General features: G+C 60.4%; 20 protein-coding genes. 9 read left to right on the forward strand and 11 right to left on the reverse strand.

What is annotated here, in order from left to right; genetic code table 11:
• Positions 1-73: 73 nt before the first annotated feature.
• The gene (locus NZ585_07050) at positions 74-679 is read right to left on the reverse strand and encodes a hypothetical protein (protein MCS7079792.1); all 606 of its coding nucleotides are present in this window, start codon (positions 677-679) and stop codon (positions 74-76) included.
• Between the two features lie 21 nt (positions 680-700).
• Positions 701-1,240, reverse strand: coding sequence for a hypothetical protein (locus NZ585_07055; protein MCS7079793.1), 540 nt, complete (start codon positions 1,238-1,240; stop codon positions 701-703).
• 148 nt (positions 1,241-1,388) lie between these two features.
• Here NZ585_07055 and rlmB point away from each other — a divergent pair, with 148 nt between their 5' ends.
• On the forward strand, positions 1,389-2,132 hold the full coding sequence (gene rlmB, locus NZ585_07060; protein ID MCS7079794.1) for a 23S rRNA (guanosine(2251)-2'-O)-methyltransferase RlmB: 744 nt from the start codon (positions 1,389-1,391) through the stop codon (positions 2,130-2,132).
• On the opposite strand, the gene NZ585_07065 is transcribed toward rlmB, so the two are convergent.
• The 5 genes from NZ585_07065 to NZ585_07085 form a co-directional block, all read right to left on the reverse strand.
• The gene (locus tag NZ585_07065) at positions 2,133-3,497 is read right to left on the reverse strand and encodes a hypothetical protein (protein MCS7079795.1); all 1,365 of its coding nucleotides are present in this window, start codon (positions 3,495-3,497) and stop codon (positions 2,133-2,135) included.
• Positions 3,498-3,516: 19 nt separating this feature from the next.
• The gene (locus NZ585_07070) at positions 3,517-4,188 is read right to left on the reverse strand and encodes a peptidylprolyl isomerase (protein ID MCS7079796.1); all 672 of its coding nucleotides are present in this window, start codon (positions 4,186-4,188) and stop codon (positions 3,517-3,519) included.
• A complete protein-coding gene (locus NZ585_07075; GenBank protein MCS7079797.1) occupies positions 4,142-4,435 on the reverse strand; it encodes a zinc ribbon domain-containing protein in 294 nt (97 codons plus the stop codon). Before NZ585_07075 ends, NZ585_07070 begins: the two co-directional genes overlap by 47 nt.
• Before the next feature lie 127 nt (positions 4,436-4,562).
• Positions 4,563-5,252 carry a hypothetical protein gene (locus NZ585_07080; GenBank protein ID MCS7079798.1) on the reverse strand — a complete coding sequence of 230 codons (690 nt, stop codon included), beginning with the start codon at positions 5,250-5,252 and terminating at the stop codon, positions 4,563-4,565.
• Between the two features lie 66 nt (positions 5,253-5,318).
• Complete coding sequence (locus NZ585_07085) at positions 5,319-6,308, reverse strand: VWA domain-containing protein (protein MCS7079799.1); 990 nt, start codon at positions 6,306-6,308, stop codon at positions 5,319-5,321.
• 299 nt (positions 6,309-6,607) lie between these two features.
• Here NZ585_07085 and NZ585_07090 point away from each other — a divergent pair, with 299 nt between their 5' ends.
• The 4 genes from NZ585_07090 to NZ585_07105 all read left to right on the forward strand — a co-directional run bounded on the left by NZ585_07090 (position 6,608) and on the right by NZ585_07105 (position 13,691).
• Positions 6,608-8,524 carry a DnaJ domain-containing protein gene (locus tag NZ585_07090; GenBank protein ID MCS7079800.1) on the forward strand — a complete coding sequence of 639 codons (1,917 nt, stop codon included), beginning with the start codon at positions 6,608-6,610 and terminating at the stop codon, positions 8,522-8,524.
• Between the two features lie 271 nt (positions 8,525-8,795).
• Positions 8,796-9,788 carry an NDP-sugar synthase gene (locus tag NZ585_07095; GenBank protein MCS7079801.1) on the forward strand — a complete coding sequence of 331 codons (993 nt, stop codon included), beginning with the start codon at positions 8,796-8,798 and terminating at the stop codon, positions 9,786-9,788.
• Between the two features lie 50 nt (positions 9,789-9,838).
• Positions 9,839-11,389 carry a family 10 glycosylhydrolase gene (locus NZ585_07100; protein MCS7079802.1) on the forward strand — a complete coding sequence of 517 codons (1,551 nt, stop codon included), beginning with the start codon at positions 9,839-9,841 and terminating at the stop codon, positions 11,387-11,389.
• A 214-nt stretch (positions 11,390-11,603) separates the two neighbouring features.
• Positions 11,604-13,691: a prolyl oligopeptidase family serine peptidase gene (locus NZ585_07105; protein MCS7079803.1), complete on the forward strand. Its 2,088-nt coding sequence runs from the start codon at positions 11,604-11,606 to the stop codon at positions 13,689-13,691.
• 138 nt (positions 13,692-13,829) lie between these two features.
• Here NZ585_07105 and NZ585_07110 read toward each other — a convergent pair whose 3' ends face one another.
• A complete protein-coding gene (locus tag NZ585_07110) occupies positions 13,830-14,810 on the reverse strand; it encodes a 1-acyl-sn-glycerol-3-phosphate acyltransferase (GenBank protein MCS7079804.1) in 981 nt (326 codons plus the stop codon).
• A gap of 179 nt (positions 14,811-14,989) precedes the next feature.
• On the opposite strand from NZ585_07110, the gene NZ585_07115 reads away from it, so the two are divergent.
• Together NZ585_07115 and NZ585_07120 are read left to right on the forward strand one after the other, a co-directional pair.
• Positions 14,990-15,301 carry a ferredoxin gene (locus NZ585_07115; protein ID MCS7079805.1) on the forward strand — a complete coding sequence of 104 codons (312 nt, stop codon included), beginning with the start codon at positions 14,990-14,992 and terminating at the stop codon, positions 15,299-15,301.
• Entirely contained in the window at positions 15,298-16,314 is a 1,017-nt protein-coding gene (locus tag NZ585_07120) for a GHMP kinase (GenBank protein ID MCS7079806.1), read from the forward strand. The genes NZ585_07115 and NZ585_07120 overlap by 4 nt, the downstream gene beginning before the upstream one ends.
• Positions 16,315-16,548: 234 nt before the next feature.
• Here the strand turns inward: NZ585_07120 and NZ585_07125 are convergent, their stop codons facing one another.
• Together NZ585_07125 and bchI are read right to left on the reverse strand one after the other, a co-directional pair.
• Positions 16,549-17,385: a hypothetical protein gene (locus tag NZ585_07125; protein ID MCS7079807.1), complete on the reverse strand. Its 837-nt coding sequence runs from the start codon at positions 17,383-17,385 to the stop codon at positions 16,549-16,551.
• A gap of 36 nt (positions 17,386-17,421) precedes the next feature.
• Entirely contained in the window at positions 17,422-18,591 is a 1,170-nt protein-coding gene (gene bchI, locus NZ585_07130) for a magnesium chelatase ATPase subunit I (protein ID MCS7079808.1), read from the reverse strand.
• 112 nt (positions 18,592-18,703) lie between these two features.
• Here bchI and thiE point away from each other — a divergent pair, with 112 nt between their 5' ends.
• The gene (gene thiE / locus NZ585_07135) at positions 18,704-19,345 is read left to right on the forward strand and encodes a thiamine phosphate synthase (GenBank protein MCS7079809.1); all 642 of its coding nucleotides are present in this window, start codon (positions 18,704-18,706) and stop codon (positions 19,343-19,345) included.
• Here thiE and galE read toward each other — a convergent pair.
• On the reverse strand, positions 19,332-20,348 hold the full coding sequence (gene galE / locus NZ585_07140) for a UDP-glucose 4-epimerase GalE (protein MCS7079810.1): 1,017 nt from the start codon (positions 20,346-20,348) through the stop codon (positions 19,332-19,334). The genes thiE and galE overlap by 14 nt on opposite strands.
• Positions 20,349-20,441: 93 nt before the next feature.
• Here galE and NZ585_07145 point away from each other — a divergent pair, with 93 nt between their 5' ends.
• Complete coding sequence (locus NZ585_07145; GenBank protein ID MCS7079811.1) at positions 20,442-20,930, forward strand: ribonuclease HI; 489 nt, start codon at positions 20,442-20,444, stop codon at positions 20,928-20,930.
• Positions 20,931-21,047 lie beyond the last annotated feature (117 nt).

Raw genomic sequence — 21,047 nt, forward strand, 5'->3', positions numbered from 1 at the left:
GGCTTTTTGCCTGCCATAAGCTCAGCCGTGCTTTGAACATGACGAGTTGGTGGACTCGCCGGAGGCTAAGTGTTCACGCCGCCGCCCGACCCGTCACATCTGCACATTGGTTACAACCGGATGGTCGGTCATGACCTACCGTTTCAGGCGTACCGGCGTATTCGATTTCAAAAACGTACACCGTACTCGGCCGATAGTTCGACACCCAGACGTGTTTGCCATCCGGCATCGTCGTCACCCCAATCGGGTGAACATCAGTCTTGGCCGTGAAGACTTGTTGCATCCGTTCGAGGTCAACGACGCCCAAGTTGTTGTCTTCGTAGTTGCACACAAAGGCATAGCGGTCATCCACCGACAGCGACATGGAGCGTGCCTGCGTCCCGGTTTTGGCGCGTCCGATGATGGTTTCCGTAGCGCGGTCAATCTTGATAAGCATCCCCGAAGCGTTCAGCGTCACGTAGAGCGTCTTACCGTCCTGCGACACGCAGACGTGACGCGGGTTGCGGCCAGTGTCAATGTTTCGAATCTTCTGGTGTCCGTTCTCCACGTCAATTACGGCTAGCGAGGACCCACCCATAATGCAGACGTAGGCCAGCTTGCCGTCGGGTACGAAGCAAATCCCGCGCGGTACGCGCCCAACCGGCACATCTTTGACTTTGACGAACTTCTCCGCATCCATCACCGTGATGGGCTTCGACAGCTAGTTGGCTGCATAGACCCACTTGCCGTCGGGACTTTCCGCCACAACCTTTGGGACACGTCCCGCCGGAACACGCGCGACAATCTGGTAGGTGTCGGTGTCAATCACGACGACGACGCTAGTGACGCCGACGCGCTCGCTGCCGTAAAGGGACACCCAAGCGTACTTACCGCCCTTCGTAAAGGTGCATTCAACGGGTTCGCCGCCGACCGGCACACGCTTGAGAATTTCGTATGTTTGGGCGTCAATGAACGTCACCTGACGGCCGTACAGGTTGCACGTCATGACGCGCTTGCCGTCGGGCAAAACCCGCAGCGACTTCGGCCCGGCCGGTACATTGAGCTTCTTGACGAGCCTCAGTCCGGCGATGGTTCCGCCGGACGGCTTAGGCGTTGCGGACGGCGGCGCGGTCGCTGGCGGTGCAGCGGGAGCGGCGGCGGCGATGGAGACCGGCTTGTCGGTGGAGCAGGCCGTCGAGACGGTGACCATCAATATGCAGACCATCAGTATGCAGCAGAGCAGGGTCAGGCGATGAAGCATAGAGACGATGTGTCCTTGCAGCGGCGGTAACGTGTACGCTCGTACCCTAGCCGAATCAGTCCGGTAAGTGAACCAGCGGCTTGTCCGTCCTTGGAGGCAGTCATCTGGTGCAATCATCTGGTAACGTCATAAGGGAGGCGTTGGGAAGATGTCGGTCATTTATGGCGTCGCGCCGGTGCTGGAGGCGCTGCGCAGCGGACGGCGGCGCGTCCGTGAAATCCTCGTAGCGCAGGGAAGCAAACCGCATCGGTTGCAGGAGCTTCGCGCGTTGGCGCGACAGATGGGCGTGCCGGTCGTTGAAACCGACCGCACGCATCTCGACGCTGCAACGCGCCGCGCCAACCATCAGGGCGTCATGGCGTATGTCACACCGGCCGCCTACGCCGATTTGGCCGACGTGCTGGCCGGCGTCGCCGACACGCCTTTGCTGGTTGTACTGGATCAAGTCGAGGACCCGCACAACCTTGGAGCCGTCATTCGTACGGCGGAGTGTGCCGGCGCCCACGCCGTCGTCATCCCAGAGCATCACGCCGTCGGGCTGACCGAGACTGTGGTGAAGACCTCAGCCGGCGCAACGGAGTACCTGCCGGTCGTCCGCGTCGTCAACGTGGCGGCAACGCTCGATACGCTGCGTGAGCGGAACATCTGGGTCGTTGGCGTTGAGCGAGACGGCGAACGCCCCTACGTTGATTGGGACTTCACGCTCCCGACAGCGGTTGTCCTTGGAAGTGAAGGCAAGGGGATACGGCGCTTGGTGCGGGAACGGTGCGATGTCGTGGTGTCGCTGCCGCTTTTGGGCCGCATCACGTCGTTGAATGTATCGGTGGCGGCGGGCGTTGTGTTGTACGAGGCTGTTCGGCAGCGGCGTCTGACGCCGACGCCTTCTGGTTGACTACGGCTCACGCGAATCGCCCCGCCGAAGACGCCGTCGGCGGCGCAACTCATTCACCTCGCCTATCAGTTCGCGGGCTTCCGTCAGCGCCTCCGCCAGTTGCTGAGTGAACAGGTTGGCCTTCTTGACGGCCGCCGTTAGTGCGTCGAGCGTTTGCTGGGTCGCCGCCAGCAGGTTTTTGTGTGCGTCTTCGGCTTCGCCGCCGACCGGCGATGCATCAAACAGCGACCGTAATTCCTCGCGGTGAAATTCGACTTCGCCGCGCAAGCGATTATGTTCGGCGCGCAACTGCAACAACGCTCGGTGGGCGCGGTGCAACTCAACGCTTAGGCGGGCGCCTGCTTGAGTATAACGCGCCCCTTCCTGCTGTATGAGGTCGCGCAGGTGCGCCAGCCGGCGGGCTTCGGTAATAGGCTGGTCGGCGTCGAAAACTGCAAACTCTCCACTGAGGTCAAGCGACGGCGGGCCACCATCCGGCGTTTCCAACGTGGGTGATGTCCCCGGCGCACTCCCAACCGGAGAGCCTGAGAGCGGACTCGGTGTGGCGCTCGGCGCGTTGTTTGGCGGGGGTGCGCCGGCGTTGTCGAGAATCGCCCGAAAAGCACAGGCTTTGACCTGTTCGGCGACTTGGACGGGAATGCCGGCTGCCGTCGCCAACTCGTAAGCCGACGCCGTACCAATGTCGCCCAGCCGTGTAATGCCAGCGGCATGCAACCGTTGTAGGTTGACCGGATCAATCGTCTTGAAATAGGCGGCGACGTCTGCAATGTGTGGCGTAGCAGCCAGCACGGCGTCAGTTTCGGTCGGTGGGGACGGCGGCTCTGACGCGAGGCTTTGACGAATCAACCGCCGTAGTTCGTTGAAGTCGCGGGTAAGGTTCTTCGTATCGCGTTCGGTGAGCGTGCGTTTCCCCATCCGAACATCCAGCAGCGGTCGCTCAATACCTTTGAGAACGTCGAGAATGTCATGGTACTGGATCGTTTCGGAGGCTTTGATCAGCGGCCGCAACGCGCCGATGCAGGCTTCCACCGTGCCTTTGACAACACGGCTTTGCTCGGAGGCGTTGCCAGCGCGGGCAACGTAGTCCGCAAGCGTGTAGAGTGACAGCCCTACCGGCTCGAGAAACTCCCACACAATCGAGCTGAACATACTTTTCAGCTCGGCTTCCGTTCGGCGCTCGGTCGCGAGTTGGTCCTCAAGCGAGGGTGGAGCGAAAGCCCCAGTCGGATGAATCAGTTCGTCAATGGCCGCCGCAATGTCGTCGTCGCCTTCTTCGACACGTGGGGACGTCTCCGGCGGCAAAGGCCCCGAACCGGGTGTGCGCGTCGTATCCGCATCCGGCGAACGTGAGTTGCGGTCGGACATAAGCGTGGACGGTGACCTTTCAATACTGGGGGGGCGTCGGAGGGTAATTGCTGCGTGGTTCGAGCGTCACGGAAAGCATCGTAATCTTCTGCTTCGGACGAGTTGTGCCTTCAACCGTCGGCGCGTTGGCGATGATGTCCACGACGTTCATGCCAGCGATCACCCGGCCGAAGATGGTGTACTGATTATCCCATTCGGGATGCGCACGGCAACAAATAAAAAACTGCGTTGTGGCGCTGTTGATGTCATTGGCGACGCGGGCAGCGGACACCGTGCCGCGTACGTGTTTGAGGGCGCTAAACTCCGCTGGAATTTTAGGTAGGTCGGGTCGTCCCAGGCCCCAAGTATCTTCGCGTCCGGTTTTGGAGTTTGGATCGCCGCCTTGAATGAGGCTTCCCGGCTCAACGCGGTGGAAGGCTGTCCCATTGTAGAAGCCGCTGCGAATAAGTGACTGGATCTGAGCGGTATGTTTAGGGGCGACGTCGGGAAAAAACTCAAAAACAATGTCGCCGAACTCCGTTTTGATGACGGCGACGGACTGAGCAGCCGACGATCGGCAGGCGGTGAGCGACGCTGCTCCAACAAGCAGCATGCTCACCAAGGGTAGAATCCAGATAACGCCGCGCGCTGTCGTTCGACGATTGTTACGCGGCTTGCGCACATGAACCAGCGTCGCAGTCCATCGCTGCATCGCTGCCGCACGTTGCCTTAGATGCCCTTTCTTCATGGTCGGTTGAGGTATTTTCCCGACGCCCCTTGGCGCTGTAGTCGGTAATATACCACCCGGAGCCTTTGAAGGAGAGGCTAGGGGCGAACACGACGCGACTTAGTGCATCTTGGCCGCAACTTGCGCAGGTGACGAGCGGCGCATCAGAAAACTTCTGGATCACTTCAATGCGGTCGCCGCAGTTGTCGCACATATACTCGTAGATGGGCATGGCCTGACATCCTTCCTGACCTAAGAGTATAAAGCGTTTACTCTCAAAAGTTACGGAGCCATCCCAACCTAGAAAGTGTGTTTGGAAACAATTTACCCGTTGTGGACGCCTAAGGCCGTTTGACCCGTTAGGGTTTGCGTTGAACTTCGACGCGGGCCTCATAGCTACCACTGTTGTCCGACAGATCGCCTTCGTTGACGCTCAGGTAGAGTTTGCCGCTACGCTGCGCCGTAAACTCGCGGGAACTGCCGATGAAGATGAAGTCGTTATTGTCATCGCCGATAACGGCAATCAGCGCCCCCGTCGGCCGTCCCGGCATCAATTTGTTGGGGTCATCGTCGGGAATGCCCTCCGGCGTGGACTGACGGCGGGCGTCAAGATACACCGTTCCGCGCGCCGAAATCCGAATTCGATCGCCACGACGTACATCAAGCTGGGTGTACGTCCAATCGTCGCGGGCAATAACAGCGACGGTTTGCACGAGGTCGCCGGCGGCAGGCGATGTGCCTGTTGGCGGTGGTTCAGGCGGACTGGACGGTCGGCCGCCGCCTGCATCCGTTGGTCGCCCGTCATAGCCCGGCGGCAGTGGTCGCCCATCAAACTCTACGCTCTCAATATCCTCTAGGGCGATGGTCGCTTGGGTGGTCGGCGACGACCGTTCATACACAATCACGAACTGACGGTTTTCATAGCGCACAATCTTGCCGACGATGGTCTGGCCGTTCTTGAGCCGGATGGTGTCAGCGTGGGTGACGGCGGCTGGCAAGCCGACTGCAGCGGCAAGGAAAATACATGAGAGCCGAAGGCGGTGGTTCATAGAGGTGTCGCCTTAGTGAGTGGGGTTTCTTCGTTTGTGCTAGGGAAGCTTTCTAAACGCCGGAAATTAGTTGGCGTCGGCAGCCGGCCCGGCTGGGAAATAACCTCGTCGCGTGAGAACGCGGGCGTCACGGTATTTGGGCACTCGAACTTCAATTTCTCGGAAGTGCTTACCGGTTCGACCGTCGCGGGGTTCATAGACAAGAAAGTACTGGTTGCGAAGATACTCCTTGGCCAGATCAAACGCACGCTTGGTTTGCTTTGAATCGCTTGGAAAAAAGACATCACCGCCGGTTTCCTTACAGAGACGCTTGAGCTTGCGGTCGTCCAGGTTGAAATACGGGTTGCCCTCGACACGAAACACGCCGCCGCCTTTGGTGCTGATGGCGTAGATGGTGACTTCCGTACGTTGCGCAATGGCGATGGCCTCGTCCAAGGTCGTCTCACTAGCTGTGTCGCCGCCGTCCGTCACCAAGAGAATCGCACGCCGCCGGGTGCTTGCCGACGGCATTTGCTCCAAGCAGACTTTCTTAACGGCGTCATAGAGCGCAGTACGACCGTTGGCGGTTGTCACGCTGTTGACGACACGCGCCAACTGCTGGAAATCGTTGGTGAAACCGGCGCGAATGCGGGGTTCGTCATCAAACGTCACAAACGAAGCTTGGTCGCGGCGGTTGTCAAGCAGCTTACTTAGGAACTCCGTAATTGCCTCACGTTCAAACGCCAGCCGGTAGCGAACGCTAGTGCTGGTATCCATCAAGATGGCGACATTGAGTGCCAGTCCGTCACGGCGCTGGAAGGCAATAATGGGTTGGCGACGTTTGTTTTCAAAAACTTCAAAGTCGTTTTGTCCAAGATTGGGGATGAATCGTCCCTCCCGATCCAGAACTGTAACCGGCAGCGAGACATTGACCACGTCGAGGGTGTATTCGTCTTCGCCGGCGGCGGAGGTTGCCGGTTGTGGCGGCGTCTGGGCAGTGACACCAGTGAACTGGAAGGCGACAAAGCCGCTCAGAACACAAAGCAAGGCGCAGAAACGGGACAAACGCTGACGCATTGAGCACCTCTTCGGTCAAGCATCCCTGATTTAGTTGTTGGGCCGCCCGGTACGGCTAAGGTCAACCATAGCACGCTCCGGTCTCAGTGAGGATTTCTTAGGTGGCGCGCCGGCGGGGGAGGTTGGATGCGCCATGGAAGTCGTCTCCGCCGATTAGCCTCGTCCCGGTGGGAGGCGATCCTTCGATAAGGATTTTTAGCTCATTTGGCTTGTGCGCCTGTCGAAAGCGAAGCACAATCGAAGCTGTCTTTTATAGCCTGCTTCGATCACCGACAGTTCACAACCCCGACCCTAGTTTGATGAACGGTACGCTTTCGCTCCTCAACTTCGCCGACATTATTCGTGACCTGCATTTGTCCCGGCGTACGGGTCTGTTGCGGATGACGCGCAACCGTGAGCTGCGCGCCGTGTTTGTCGAGCAGGGCAACTTGGTGTTTGCCCTTTCAAACCTGCCTCACGAACGGTTGGGCGACTTTTTGCTGGCGCGTGACCTTATTACCCGTGAGCAGTACGACGCCGCCGTGCAACGGCCGAACGCCAAACAGCGTTTTGGTCAGGTGCTTGTCGAAATGGGCGTCATGCCGCGCGAGAAAGTCGAAACTTACGCCCGCCAGCATTTGACAGACATCATTTTGGCCGCTTTCGAATGGACGAGCGGCGAATTCTCGTTTGAGGAAGGCACACGCGCCGCCCACGATGTCAAACTTGACCTACTGACACCGAACATCATCCTGATGGGCGTACGGCGCATGACGAATGAGGACGCCATCCGGCGCTCGTTAGGGCCAACGACCCAGCACATCGAGCTTTCTCCGGACGCCGCGACGCAACTACAACGAGCGACGCTTGATGGTACGGAGGGCTTTGTTCTGTCACGGATTACAGGGCGAATGACGATTGATGAACTGGTGTTGGTCAGCGGCGTACCAGAGATGACGATTTTGCGCGTGGTGTACGGGTTGGTCTGCGCTGGTATCCTAACGGCTGAGCATCCACGTCCGACCATGGCCAATCCACAACCGGCTGCGCCGGTTGCGGCTTCAGTCGCATCGTCGGCGGCTCCTCCGTCGTCGGCAACGCCCTCCACGCCAGTTGGTTCGCCCGAACCGGAGGCCGTCAATCCCGATGAAGCTCGCTTCGAGCTTCAGATGCTGCGCGAGTTTCTGTCGCTCAAGACGACCACGTACTACGACATTCTGAACCTAGCGCCAACGGCAAGCGACGCCGACATCAAACGCTCGTACTACCAGCTGGCGAAGAAGTACCACCCCGACCGGTATCGAACGCTGGGCGCTCCGGATGTACTAGACAACGCCGAGTGGATTTTCGCCCGCCTCACCGAGGCGTATGAGAAGCTGCGTGACCCGGACGTGCGCCGGCGGTATGACGAGTTCATTGGGTTGACGCCAGAGAGTACCGAACGCACCGAAGCCAAAGTCGCTTCTGTGACCGCGCCGAGCAGGACGCCGACGCCGCCTTCTGTGTCACCTGCCGCACCGTTCACTGAACAAGTCCACACCACACCGCCTGCCGCCGCCCCCGACGCAACAGGGCGGATACCAACCCCGCCAAGTGTTGCAGCGCCGCCCGGCGGAACGACGGGACGCATAGCGTCGCCGTCCGCCACGCAGCCCCTTGGGAGCGTAACAGGGACTAATACACAGGGGATGCCGACGGGCAGTAGCACCACCGGTTCAATTGCCGCACCGGCTGAAGCGGCGGCTGAGGCGGCGGCGCGAAGCTATGAGTTTGCCTGCGCGGCTATTGAGCGGAAGGACTTCATCACGGCGATGACCTACTTGCGGGAGGCGGTCCGGTTGGCCCCGGATGTCATTCGTTACCGTTCGCGCTTGGCGTCACTGTGTATGCAAAATCCCAAGTTGCGGAAGGAAGCCGAAGAACAACTGTTGGCGATTCTGAAGCTGGACGAAAACTACGTGGATGCGCGGCTAGCGCTGGGTCACATGTACCATCAGGCAGGGATGGAAAAATCGGCGCGCAAGCAGTTTGAAGCGGTGTTGGCGATTCAGCCGGACAACGCCATAGCCAAGCAGATGCTAGCGCTCAAACCGGCGTCCACCAGCGCTGCTGCGCCGCCAAAGCCAGCTGATAAGTCAAAGGCTTCCCCGACAAAGCCCGCCAAGCCGGACGAACCCAAGAAGAGCATTCTGCAACAGGATGTTGGAGAACTTATCAGTAAGCTGTTCAAGCGATAATCGGCTGTGACTGATTTGTATGTCGGCAGCGGGCAGAGTTGATTCGACTTGAACGCGCTTGCCCGGATTTCATTTTGGCCTCTGTTCAGCTCGTAGAACCAAGGGCTAGAGCTTGGACAAGGCCGGAGAGCGCCAAAGTGCACTTTCCAAGAAAACGCAGCGGATCAGCTCACCGTTTGAAGTGCGGTGGTGTTCCGTCGCACTCCAAAACTGTTGACGTGTTTCACGCTGGAGTGGCCGCTCCACTCACGTGGAAACTGCTCTAGTGTTTATGAAAGCCATGCTCTTGGCTGCCGGATTTGGGACGCGGCTTTTTCCGCTCACGCTGGATCGCCCCAAGCCGGCGTTGCCAGTGCTAGGACGACCGCTCATCACGTACGGCGCCGCCTATCTGGCGCGTTTTGGCTGTCGTGAACTGGTCGTCAACCTGCATTACCGGGGCGAGGCGATTGTCGCAGCGCTTGGCGATGGGTCAGCGTTCGGTTGTCGGATTGCCTACAGTTACGAACATGATGCCATCCTAGGTACTGGTGGGGCGCTTGATCACGCCAAATTGCTGCTCAACCCGACTGAGACGTTCATCGTGATGAACGGCAAGCTCGTCACGACGATTGATTTGCGGGCGGCGCTGGCAACCCACCGGAAAACGTGCGCTCTGGCGACGCTGATCCTCAAGCCAAATGTTCGGCGCGAGCGATTCAGCGTCGTTGACGTAGATGACGCCGGAGCCATTCGCGGCTTCGGCCCTGCCCCGACCGTTGAAGCCGCGCCGGATGAGCCGCCGCCGCTGTTTTTCACCGGCATCCAACTTCTCGAACCGGACATTTTCGATTACATCCCGCCGGGTGTCTTCTCGCATACGACAACCGACGTGTACCCGCGCGCTATTGCCGACGGCCGCCGCATTACGGCGCACATTGCCGCACCGGACGAGGCTTGGTACGAATTTAGTACGCTAGAGCGATACCTTGACTTTTCCTGTCGTCTAGCGGGGCAGGAACAAGCCGTTGTTCAGGGCGTGGGCTGTCGCATCGCCGCCGACGCCGACGTGGCACGTACGATCCTCTGGAACCGTGTCACAATCGGCGCTAAAGTGCGGCTGCGGGAGGTCATCGTCGGCGACGGCGTGACCATTCCCGACGGGACGACGCTCTCGCGGGCGGCGGTTGTCCGCGCCGATCTGATGCAAGAGGCGTCGCCGGTGCGTCAGTCCGGTGAAGGGCGCGGACAACGGATTGGCGACAACTTCATCGTTCATTTCTGAATGGTTCGCTTCTGACCGGGGCAAGTTTTGGTACGTGTGGTCGGCGGGGCATGACACGCGGTGAGTTCCTCAAAAACCTGCTGCTCGGCGTTGGCTGGGGTCTGCTTCAACCGGCGTCCGGCGTTTTTGGTCGTCCGGTTCAAGACGCCGGATGGGTAGTCGCCGCCGAAGAACTCATCGCCGACATCCCACGCTTGCCGCGCGAGTTTCGCGGCGTCTGGGTGGCGACCGTCGAGAACATTGACTTTCCTTCGGCGCGCAACCTCAGCCCGGAACAGCAACAGGCCGAACTGACGGCGATTTTTGATTTGGCGCAGGCGCTTGGTTTCAACGCGGTAATTTTTCAAATCCGACCAATGTGCGACGCGCTCTACGCCAGTCCGTACGAACCTTGGTCGGAGTATTTGTGCGGCGTGATGGGGCGGACGCCGACGCCGTTCTACGATCCGCTGGCGTTCGCTGTAGAAGCGGCGCACGCGCGCGGACTAGAGCTGCACGCTTGGTTCAATCCCTTTCGGGCGCTGCATCGGGCGCGGCAGGGCGGCGTTGACCCACAGCACATTGCGCGCCGCCGGCCGGACTTAGCCAAACCCTACGGACGCTATCACTGGCTTGACCCCGGCGAGCCGGAAGCGCGCGCCCACTCGCTCCGTGTCATTCTCGATGTCGTGGAGCGTTACGACATTGATGCTGTGCACTTCGACGACTACTTCTACCCCTACAAGGAACGTCTCGTGTCGGGGTATGTGATCCCCTTTCCCGATGACGACAGTTGGGCGCGGTACGGGCAGGGGAGGGGATGGCGGACGCGCGACGACTGGCGCCGGCACAATATCAACGTCTTTCTTGAGCAAGTTGCTGACGGGATACGCCGGCTCAAGCCGCACGTCAAGTTTGGAATTAGTCCGTTTGGCATCTGGCAGCCAAATCACCCGCCGGGTATTCAGGGCCTTAACTCCTACATGGAACTGTGTTCCGACTCCCGGCGCTGGCTGGCGGAAGGATTAGTGGATTATCTCGCGCCACAGCTATACTGGCCGATTGAACGCGAACAGCAAAGCTACCTACGTTTGCTTGAGTGGTGGTTGGCGCAGAACCGGCGCAGCCGCCACGTCTGGCCCGGCAGCGCCGCCTTCAAGGTAGCTGACGGGACGCCGCGCGCTGTTCCTGCAAGCGAAATCGCGGCGCAGGTCAGAGTGGCGCGTCGCCTCAATCGGCAAGGCGGCAATATTCACTTCAGTTTCCGGGTCTTCCGGCGCAACCGAGGCGGTTTGGCGGATTTGCTCCGGCACGAAGTGTACGCCGTCCCAGCGCTCGTGCCGGCTTCACCGTGGTTGGACGCAACGCCACCGCCGGCGCCGGCTCTGGAGGTGCTCATAGACCCGATGGTGGGGCGTCCCGTCGCCGTCTGGCGTACGGATACCCCGGAACGCACAGCGTGCTGGTGTATCGCCATTCAGACTGGTGAAGCATGGGAGCTGCAAGTGCAACCAGCGGCGCAGCGCCGGGTGACGCTACCGGAGGCGGCGCGCGCCGTCGCCGTCTGGGCTGTGAGTCGAACCGGGGTCGAAGGTCGGCGAGCAATTCGTTATCGCGGTTAGATACCCAAGTGCCTAGGCCTTTACTGCGCGGCGTGTCATGGTTACCAGCAGAATAAGCCGCCGGGGATAAACGTCGGCGGGCGCAATTCCATACCACACGAGGAACTGTGCAATGTTCAAGCGACGAGCGTGGCGACGCTCACTGACGGCTGGTGTGGCGCTGTTGATGTTGGCTGCTCCGCCAACGCTGTTCGCCCAAAGTTTTTCTGACAGGATGAAAGCCTCGAAATCACCTATCACCTATCCGCCGTCGAAAAAGGTTGACCAAGTGGACGACTACCACGGCGTTAAGGTCGCCGATCCGTACCGCTGGCTTGAAGACGCTGACGCCCCAGACACGAAGGCATGGATTGAGGCGCAAAACAAAGTTACCTTCGCCTTTCTGGAAAGCATTCCCGAACGTGCGCGCATCCGCGAACGGTTGACTCAGCTGTGGAACTACGAAAAGTTCGGTGTGCCTTTCCGTGAGGGCGGCAAGTACTTCTTCACACGCAACGACGGGCTGCAAAACCAAAGCGTACTCTATGTCGGCGATGCGCCCGACGACCCGCAGGCCCGTGTTCTGCTCGACCCCAACAAGCTGTCGGCGGACGGCACGGTGGCGCTGACGAGCTACGCCGTCAGCGACGACGGTAAGCTACTTGCCTACGGACTGGCTACGGCCGGCTCGGACTGGAATGAGTGGCGCGTCCGCAACATTGAAACTGGCGAAGACCTACCCGACCGTCTTCAGTGGATTAAGTTCTCCGGCGCATCATGGACAAAGGACTCAAAAGGGTTCTTCTACAGCCGGTATGACGAGCCGAAAGAGGGCAACCTGCTGCAATCCACAAACTACTTCCAGAAGCTTTACTACCATCGCGTCGGCACACCCCAGTCCGAAGACCGGCTGGTTTATGAGCGCAAGGATCACAAGGAATGGGGGTTCAGCGGTTATGTGACGGACGATGGGCGCTACCTCGGCATCGTCGTCACAATGGGTACGAGCCCAAAGAATCTGTTTTTCTACAAGGACTTGACGCAGCCGGACGCGCCGGTCGTCGAGCTAATCGCCGATTTCATCGCCGACTTTACACCGGTCGGCAACGACGGAACGACGTTCTATTTCCGTACCGACTGGGAAGCGCCGCGCGGCCGCCTCATTGCTGTTGACGCGACGCGCCCTGAACCGGCGAACTGGCGCGAAATTATTCCGCAGACGGTGGACACGCTCGAAAGCGTGCACTACGTCGGCGGACGGTTTATCGCGCTCTATCTGGCTGACGCCAAAACCCAGGTCAAGGTGTTTGCGACAGACGGCGCGTTCATCCGCGAAGTGAGTTTGCCCGGTATTGGTACGGCGACCGGATTTAGCGGCAAGCCGACGGATACCGAAACGTTCTATGCCTTCACGAGCTTTACGCAGCCGACGAGCATCTACCGGTACGATCTGGAAACCGGCAAAAGCACGCTAATCAAGCAGCCCAAGGTGACATTCAACCCGGCGGATTACGAAACCAAGCAGGTTTTCTACACGAGCAAGGACGGGACGCGCATCCCGATGTTTATCACGCACCGTAAGGGTCTCAGGCGGGACGGCAAGAACCCGACGCTGCTCTATGGCTACGGCGGCTTCAACATTTCACTCACGCCGGCGTTTTCACCGGCGCGGATCGCGTGGTTGGAGATGGGCGGCGTGCTGGCGATTCCCAACTTGCGCGGCGGTGGCGAGTACGGCGAAGCGTGGCATCAAGCCGGCACGAAGCTCAACAAACAAAATGTGTTCGACGACTTCATCGCGGCGGCCGAGTGGCTCATCAAAGAGAAGTACACCGTGCCGGCCAAGCTGGCCATTCAAGGTGGGAGCAACGGCGGGTTGCTTGTTGGGGCATGCATGACGCAGCGCCCGGAACTGTTCGGTGCGGCGCTGCCGGCGGTGGGCGTGATGGATATGCTCCGCTTCAACAAGTTCACGATTGGCTGGGCGTGGGAGTCGGATTACGGCTCGCCGCAGAACCCGGAGGAGTTCAAGGCGCTGTACGCCTACTCGCCGCTGCACAACCTCAAGCCAGGGACGCGCTATCCGGCGACGCTAGTAACGACAGCCGACCACGACGACCGCGTGGTGCCGGCGCACAGTTTCAAGTTCGCAGCGGCGTTGCAGGCGGCGCACAAAGGCGATGCGCCGGTGCTGATTCGGATTGAAACCAAGGCCGGCCACGGCGCCGGGAAACCGACGGCAAAGCTGATCGAGGAGGCCGCCGACATCTGGGCGTTCCTTGTGAAAACGCTTGGGATGAAAGTGACCTTCCCAGCGCGGTAGGAGGTCTGACCGTAGAGGACGCAAGGAAGGCGGAGGGGTCGAGGCCAAGCCTCGTAAGCATTTTCCAGCTATCCGTGTGCTCCCATGCCCTTAACCTCTGCGTTCCTTTGCGCCCTCTGCGGTCAAACCTGATTTTTTTCAAATTTGCTTTAGAGTATCCGCACTTTGCTGTTCGGCGGACTGCTGCGCCGCGTCGTTCGACTTGCTTTCGGACGCTTCATCTGTTTGCCGGGAGCTGTCCATCGGGAGAGGTTTACCGTTGCCCAGGGCGCGGATAGCGTCCACTACCCGGCTGGAAATCGCGCGATAGAGGTCATGCCGCGCCCGTTCGTCTTCCGGCAGCGGTTGATTGAGCAGATCGCTCAAGTCAAGCGGTTTACCGATGATGATGCGCACCGTACGAAAAATGCTGGGAATCAGTTTCCCAACGCCGAGCACTTCGTCTGTCCCGATCAACCGAACCGGGATGACCGTTGGGCGCGCATCGTAAATGAGTTTTCCGACGCCAGCGCGGCCGCGGCCGATCTCGCCGGTGCGTGAGCGCGTCCCTTCTGGAAACACAATCACGATATTGTGCCGGAGCATTTCCACCCACTGGTCAACTTGTTCGAGGCCGACGCCGCGCCGGTCAACTGGGAAGGTGCGTAGGTTTTTGAAGAAATACTCACCCAAGACGCGCAATACCCGATCCTTGAATCGCCGCGAGGAGGGGTCGCCGAAAAAGTTTTTCCGGTCGGCCAAGTTGATGGGCATGTACTCCGGGCGGAACAGCATGCGTGGGATGTACAGGCCGACGCCGAGCGCGAAGTTGTCCAGCAGCGACGAATGGTTTGGGCAGTAGAGGACGTTCTCGTGCGAGTCAGGAATGTTTTCCAAACCCTCAACCTTCAGGCGGTTGAGGAGGCGAAACAGCAGCAGACTGCCTACGGTGGCGATGCCTAACGCAATGCCTACGCCAGCGCCCGCTTTGAGCAATGAGGTGTACTTTTCTGGGGGCTTGATGTCGTCTTTAGGGCGTGGTTTCTTAGCGGCGGCAGTCGGCTCTTGACCGTTGAGGCCGCCGGGCGGCGTGTGTGGAACAACGCGCATCGGCGAGTCGGGAAGACGGTGTTTTGACATAACGGTGCCTGAATCAACCTAGGGGAGAGTAGCGCCCCAAAGCGGCGTCGGCGCTACTTTACACAGACAGTCCAAATGGAAACAACCAGGCGAATGCGCACAATCCGCTTTTCAAGCTCTGGACTTTTCGCCAAGATGCGCCCCATACGCACCTCTTCACGCAAGCAAAGGAAATCCCGATGAGTATTTTTGAAAAGCATGTGTTTGTGTGCGTTTCCGGCAAAACCTGCCCAACGCAAGGTAGCGAGGCAATTTGGCAGGCGCTCCGGGATGAAGTCAAAGCCGCCGGCAAGCTGGAGACAATTCGCATCAACAAATCAGGCTGTCTGGCTCAGTGCGGCAATGGCCCGATGGTCGTCGTGTATCCCGAACAGGTTTGGTATAGTCGCGTCACGGTAGAAGACGCTCCGGCGATCGTGCATGAACACCTGCTGGGTGGGCGGCCCGTTGAACGTCTCCGCTACGTCAAGACCAAGCCCGCTGCCTCATGACAAGAACGATTACGGCGACGGTGCCAACCCGCGTTGATTTGGCTGGCGGGACGCTCGACCTGCCGCCGCTGTATTTGTTCCATCCCGGCGCGGTGACGGTCAATGTTGCGCTTGACCTGCCGGCGACCTGCACGGTCAGCACGCGCGCCGATGCGACGATTGTTCTTGAATCGCGCGACATTGGGCGACGCGAGGTGTATCCGTCATGCGCCGACTTGCGGTTTGACACGCCACTCCAGCTTTTGGCGCGGCTGGTTGCTTTCTTTGCGCCGCCCAGCGGGGTAGAAGTCGTGACCGACTGCGCCGCGCCCCACGGATCAGGGTTGGGTGGCTCGTCGGCGCTGGTCATCGCGCTGGCTGGGTCGCTTAATCAACTGACCAACGCCGGATATTCGCCGGAGCGTTTACTCGCTGTCGCTCCCGATATTGAAACACAGGTGATTCGCGTACCGGCTGGTGTCCAAGATTACTACCCGGCGATGTACGGCGGCATCAACGCCATTCATCTCGGCGTTGGCGGTGTACACTGTGAAACATTGGCCGCCGACTGGTTGCCGACGCTCGACGCCCATACAGTTGTTTGCCACACCGGACAGGCGCATTTTTCGGGAGCGAACAACTGGGAAATCTTCAAGCGCCACATTGACGGCGACGCGGCGACGCAAGCTGCACTGGCGCGAATCCGCGATCTAGCGCAGGCGATGTGCGCGGCGGTGCGCGCACGCGACATCGCGGCTGTCGCGGATTGCCTTCGGTGGGAATGGAATCACCGACGCCAACTGGCGGAGGGCGTTTCTACACCGTGCATCGAGCGGTTGATGGCGGTGGCACAGGAAGCGGGGGCGCTAGCCGGCAAAGTATGTGGTGCCGGCGGCGGTGGTTGCGTGGTGTTTATTGTCGCCGAGGGTCGCCGCGCTGAGGTTTGCGCTGCGCTTACCGCAAACGGGGGAGAGGTCCTAGATGCTCACCTTACAGCACAGGGACTAACGCTTACGGAAACCACCACGTCATAACCGCTTTCACCGCTTTTCGAGTCGGGTGTGCGGGCTTTGTCCTGCGTAAGGCGCGAGCGGCATAGCGGTCGCAACCTGGGGCAAAGCTGGGACTTTTTATCCTGCGGACCGGACGCTCGCACAGTGGACAGCAGCGTTGCGGCGGCCGTCGGCCAAACGTAAAGGTTCGGCAGGCGTCTCGAAAGACGAGCCCTGCGTCACCCAATCAGCGCAACGCTGCGTCTCGCGTTGGTTTCATTTCATCTTCGTCGGCCGCAAAAAGCGGCGTGGTTCATCGCCTAACGGCTTCTTCCACTCGCCGTACACCGGATTGGGCAACAGAAACCAATCCGTCCCGAACCGATAGGCCTGGCGTTCAACCGCCGTACGCCGTGCGGCGATTGCATCTTCCGGCGCGAGCTTGGGCGTTACAAAGATTTCTGAAAAATCCCGCAGATTATCACCGACGTAGAGCAGCACGCGGTACTTCTCCTCAACCGCCCTACGCCGCGCCGTTTTGTCCGATGTATCAGTTTGCAGCAACAATCGCTCGCCGATGCGCTCAACTGACAGTCCGTTGCGCTGCAGCGCGGCAATGGTCGGCTCCGCCATAGTGCGATTCGAGATGTAAAACACCGTTACACCGGCCCGTTCGGCTTCCTCAATAAAGCCTTTCGCGCCCGGTACAAGGCGCGTTTCGGCCGAGAAGTCACGTTCCCAGCGATCCCAAGCTGCCTGGTCATACACTTTGCTTTCGCGGTCGAGATACGACTGAAAGCCGGCGTTGTCCAGAACGGTCTCATCCAAATCCATAATCACCGCCGGAGGCAGTTCCGAAGGCGGCGCGGTCGCCAGCCGTTGCCGCAGGCGCTCGCTTGCCCAAGCGTAGGTTTGCAGGCAGCAGGCGACGTACTCCGCCGATGTTTGGACGAACAAGTTGGCGTCCAGCGTCCGTTCCTGTGGGTTGACGCGCAGCGCTGCCTCACTGCGTTGCCCGAGCACCGCCGTCCCCGTCGAACCAAGCCCCAGTCCCAGCATCAGTCCCGCTGCGAGCGCGGCGCTCACGCGGGCCGTTTGACCAATCAGCGCCATAGGAAGGCTTCCCCGTAGTGTGATGGTTTGGTGGGTTCAGCCGGCTTCTTTTTCAAGTTTTTCAAGCGCCCAACGAATTTTTTCGCCGCCGTCTGTCCGATCAAGTGGGTCTTTGCGCAGGCGATGACGCAGGGAGAGTGTCGCCACGGCGCGCACATCATCAAGCGTGACCTGCATTCGTCCTTCAAACGCGGCGTTGGCGAGCGCCGCATTGAGCAACGTAATCTCGCCTCGATGGCCGTCCACATCGAGTGCGACGCACAGCTTGGCGATAAAGCGTAGGATGTCGTCAGGCGCTTCAACCGCGTCAAGCCGGTCGCGCGCCTCGATAAGCTGCGCGCGCAATGCCTGCTGAGCCGGTTCGTAGGCGGCGCGGAAGGCAACCGGATCGCGCTCGAAAGCCAGCCGCCGTTTGACAATCTCAACGCGAGTGTCAATGTCTGTGATTGTGCGAATTTCGGCCATCAGCCCAAAACGGTCGAGCAGTTGCGGGCGCAATTCGCCTTCTTCAGGGTTGCCCGATCCAATGAGCGTAAACTTCGCTGGATGAGCGATTGAAACGCCTTCCCGCTCGACAATGTTGACGCCGCCCGCCGCCGAATCCAGCAGCACGTCCACCAAGTGGTCTTCGAGCAGGTTGACTTCGTCAATGTAGAGAAAGCCTCGATTCGCTCTAGCCAGCAACCCCGGCTCAAAGGCTTTTTGCCCTTGGCTCAGGGCGCGTTCTATGTCAAGCGTCCCACACAGGCGGTCTTCCGTTGCGCCCAGCGGCAGATCAACCACTGGGACGCGCCCAACCAGCGTCGGGAGCTTAGCGCGCGGCTTGGCGGTGCGGCAGGTGTCGCACAGCCCAGCCGGCTTCTCCGGCGGGCAACGGTAGGGACACTCGGCGACAAACTCGATGGGCGGCAGTACGTCCGCTAGGGCGCGAATCGAGGTGGATTTCGCCGTGCCGCGATGGCCAAGCACCAAAATGCCGCGAATGTTCGGGTTGACGGCGTTGAGGAGCAGGGCGCGTTTCATTTCTTCCTGCCCCAAAATGGCGGTGAAGGGAAACACCGGCTGGGCGTCGGCAAGCGATTGCGGCGTACCGTCGGCGGGAGCGGTTTTTTTAGTTTTGCGTGACGGCGTGGTTTTCACGGGCTTGACGTCGGCGTGGTCGGCGGCGTCGCTGGCGCGCGCTGCGGATGTGGACACGGAAGGCATTGAAAAACGATGTCGGTACAGAGTGTTGGATTGCGAGGGTTACTGCCTCGAACATACCTTGAAAGCCGGATGAAAAGCGAGATACAACGCTCGCCCGCCGCCACCTGAACCTGTGGAAACCATACTTTGTCCGATGTCGCTGCAATTGCCGCCCATCTACCCAATTACCTCGCCAACGCTTGGGCGTCCGCTGCCGTCTCTGGTGGAAGACCTCATCGCGGGCGGCGCGACGCTCATTCAGATTCGTGACAAACAGGCGGACGCTAAAACGCTTTACGAAGCTGTATGTGCGGCGCTGGCGGCGGCGCGGCCGCGCGGCGTGCGGATCATTGTCAATGACCGCGTAGATGTCGCTAAAGCCGCTGGTGCGGACGGTGTCCATCTGGGGCAAGACGACCTTGATCCGGTCGCCGCACGGGAGATACTCGGTCCGTTCGCCGTCATCGGCTATTCTACCCATAACGTTGCGCAGGCGATGGCGGCCGACCAACTGCCGGTGGATTATCTGGCGATTGGCCCCGTATTTGAAACCCGCACCAAGGACAACCCCGATCCGGTGGTCGGTTTGTCAGGCGTCCGGGCCGTGCGCGCCGTCACGACCAAACCGCTCGTCGCCATCGGCGGGATTGACGAACATCAAATGGCGGCGGTTCGGGCGGCTGGAGCCGACGCCGTGGCCTTGATTTCGGCGCTCTATGTGACGCCGGACGCCATCGCCAGGCGCATGGCGACGCTGCTGGCTATGGCTCGCTGACGGCTCGTGCGGCGGCTTCCGCCGTGGGGTAACCGCTTGGATAACGGCAGTGCCAGCGCCACGCAGAGGCGATGATTGGCTCTAGGTCCGAGCGGGTCGGCCGCCAGGCGAGATAATCCTGTGCAGCGCGCGGGTTGGCGACGAGTTGCGGCGGGTCGCCTGGTCGGCGCGCTCCTATCCGCACCGGAATTGGATGCCCTGTCACGCGCCGGGCTGTCGCAATCACTTCGAGGACGGAATAGCCATGTCCCGTCCCTAGATTGAGAAAGGCCGACGGTTGCCCCGCAGCCAAGGCGTCTAGCGCGGCGACATGCGCCGCCGCCAGATCGCCGACGTGAATGTAATCCCGAACAGCCGTCCCGTCCGGCGTCGGGTAGTCGTCGCCGTAAACCTCAACAGCCTCCGCCTTGCCCTGTGCGACGCGCAGAACATTCGGGATGAGATGGGTTTCCGGTTCGTGGTCTTCACCGTGGTCGTCCGTCGCACCGGCGGCGTTGAAGTAGCGCAGCGCGACGAACCGCAGCCCGTAGGCTCGGTCGTAGTCGGCGAGCATACGTTCGACAAAGAGCTTCGACCATCCATAGGGCGTAATCGGCTGCTGCGGATGGTTTTCAGTCATCGGTATCGTCTGCGGCAGCCCGTAGGTCGCGCATGTGGATGAGAAAATGAACCGCCGCACACCGGCTTCCCGTAGCGCATCCAACAGCGTTTGGCAGCGGCGTACATTGTTGTCGTAATACAGCGCTGGATGCGCGACGGATTCCGGCACAAGCGCCAGCGCCGCAAAGTGGATGCACGCCGTCACATCCTGCTCGCGGATGATGCGGCGGACAAGCTCGCGGTCGCCGATGTCGCCGACGTAGAGCGGAACATCCGGTGGGACGGCCGCCCGATGGCCGCGAGAAAGATTGTCAAGAACGGCGACGGGCCGCCCCGCCCGTCGAAGCTGCTCTACGGTGACGCTGCCGATGTAGCCCGCGCCGCCGGTGACTAAAATCGTCATAATAAAGCCGGTTTTGAACGTGTTGTCCGAATGCCCGTTGTCGGCGTATCTTGCCGTTCCCGGTGGTGAACGACAAGTCACAGGGTGGCGAGAATGCAGCTTCCACAGGTGCGGCTTGTGTGCGACGGATCAAGCCTTGGCAACGGTCGTGAGGAAGCAGCGGCAGCGGCTGCGGCGCTGCTGACATACGTTGGAGCGAAAGGCGCAACACGCAAGCTGGTCGTCGAATACTTGGGACCGGCGACGAACCAGCAGGCGGAGATCGTCGCCGCCTGCATCGGGTTGGAGGCGCTGACTCGTCCGTGCCAAGTGGAGGTCGTGACGGATTCGCGTTACGTCGTGGAAACGATGACAGGCGGCTTTCGGCGCAAGGCCAACCATGCCTTCTGGGAACGATTAGACCGCGCCGCCGCGCCGCACCATGTGACTTGGACTTGGACGCCGGGCCATGCCGGTCACCCGGAGCAGGAAGCCTGCGACCAAGCCGCCCGCCGAACGGCTGAATGTCGTGGTTGTGATGAGGCGTTTCTAGCGCGCTTGCTAGCACGTTTGGCGGGTCACACGCCGCAAACTGCTGCGTAGCCGACCAGGGGCTGGCCGTACCGAGCGCTTGCGTGTGGACTCTCAGGGAATCTCTGACGCACCACAGTAACGACAGCTTCGGGAGCGGCAGGCAGCCTCTTGTCTGACTAAGGCGAG

Source organism: Chloracidobacterium sp., from assembly GCA_025057975.1.
In the GTDB taxonomy this organism is placed as follows: domain Bacteria; phylum Acidobacteriota; class Blastocatellia; order Chloracidobacteriales; family Chloracidobacteriaceae; genus Chloracidobacterium.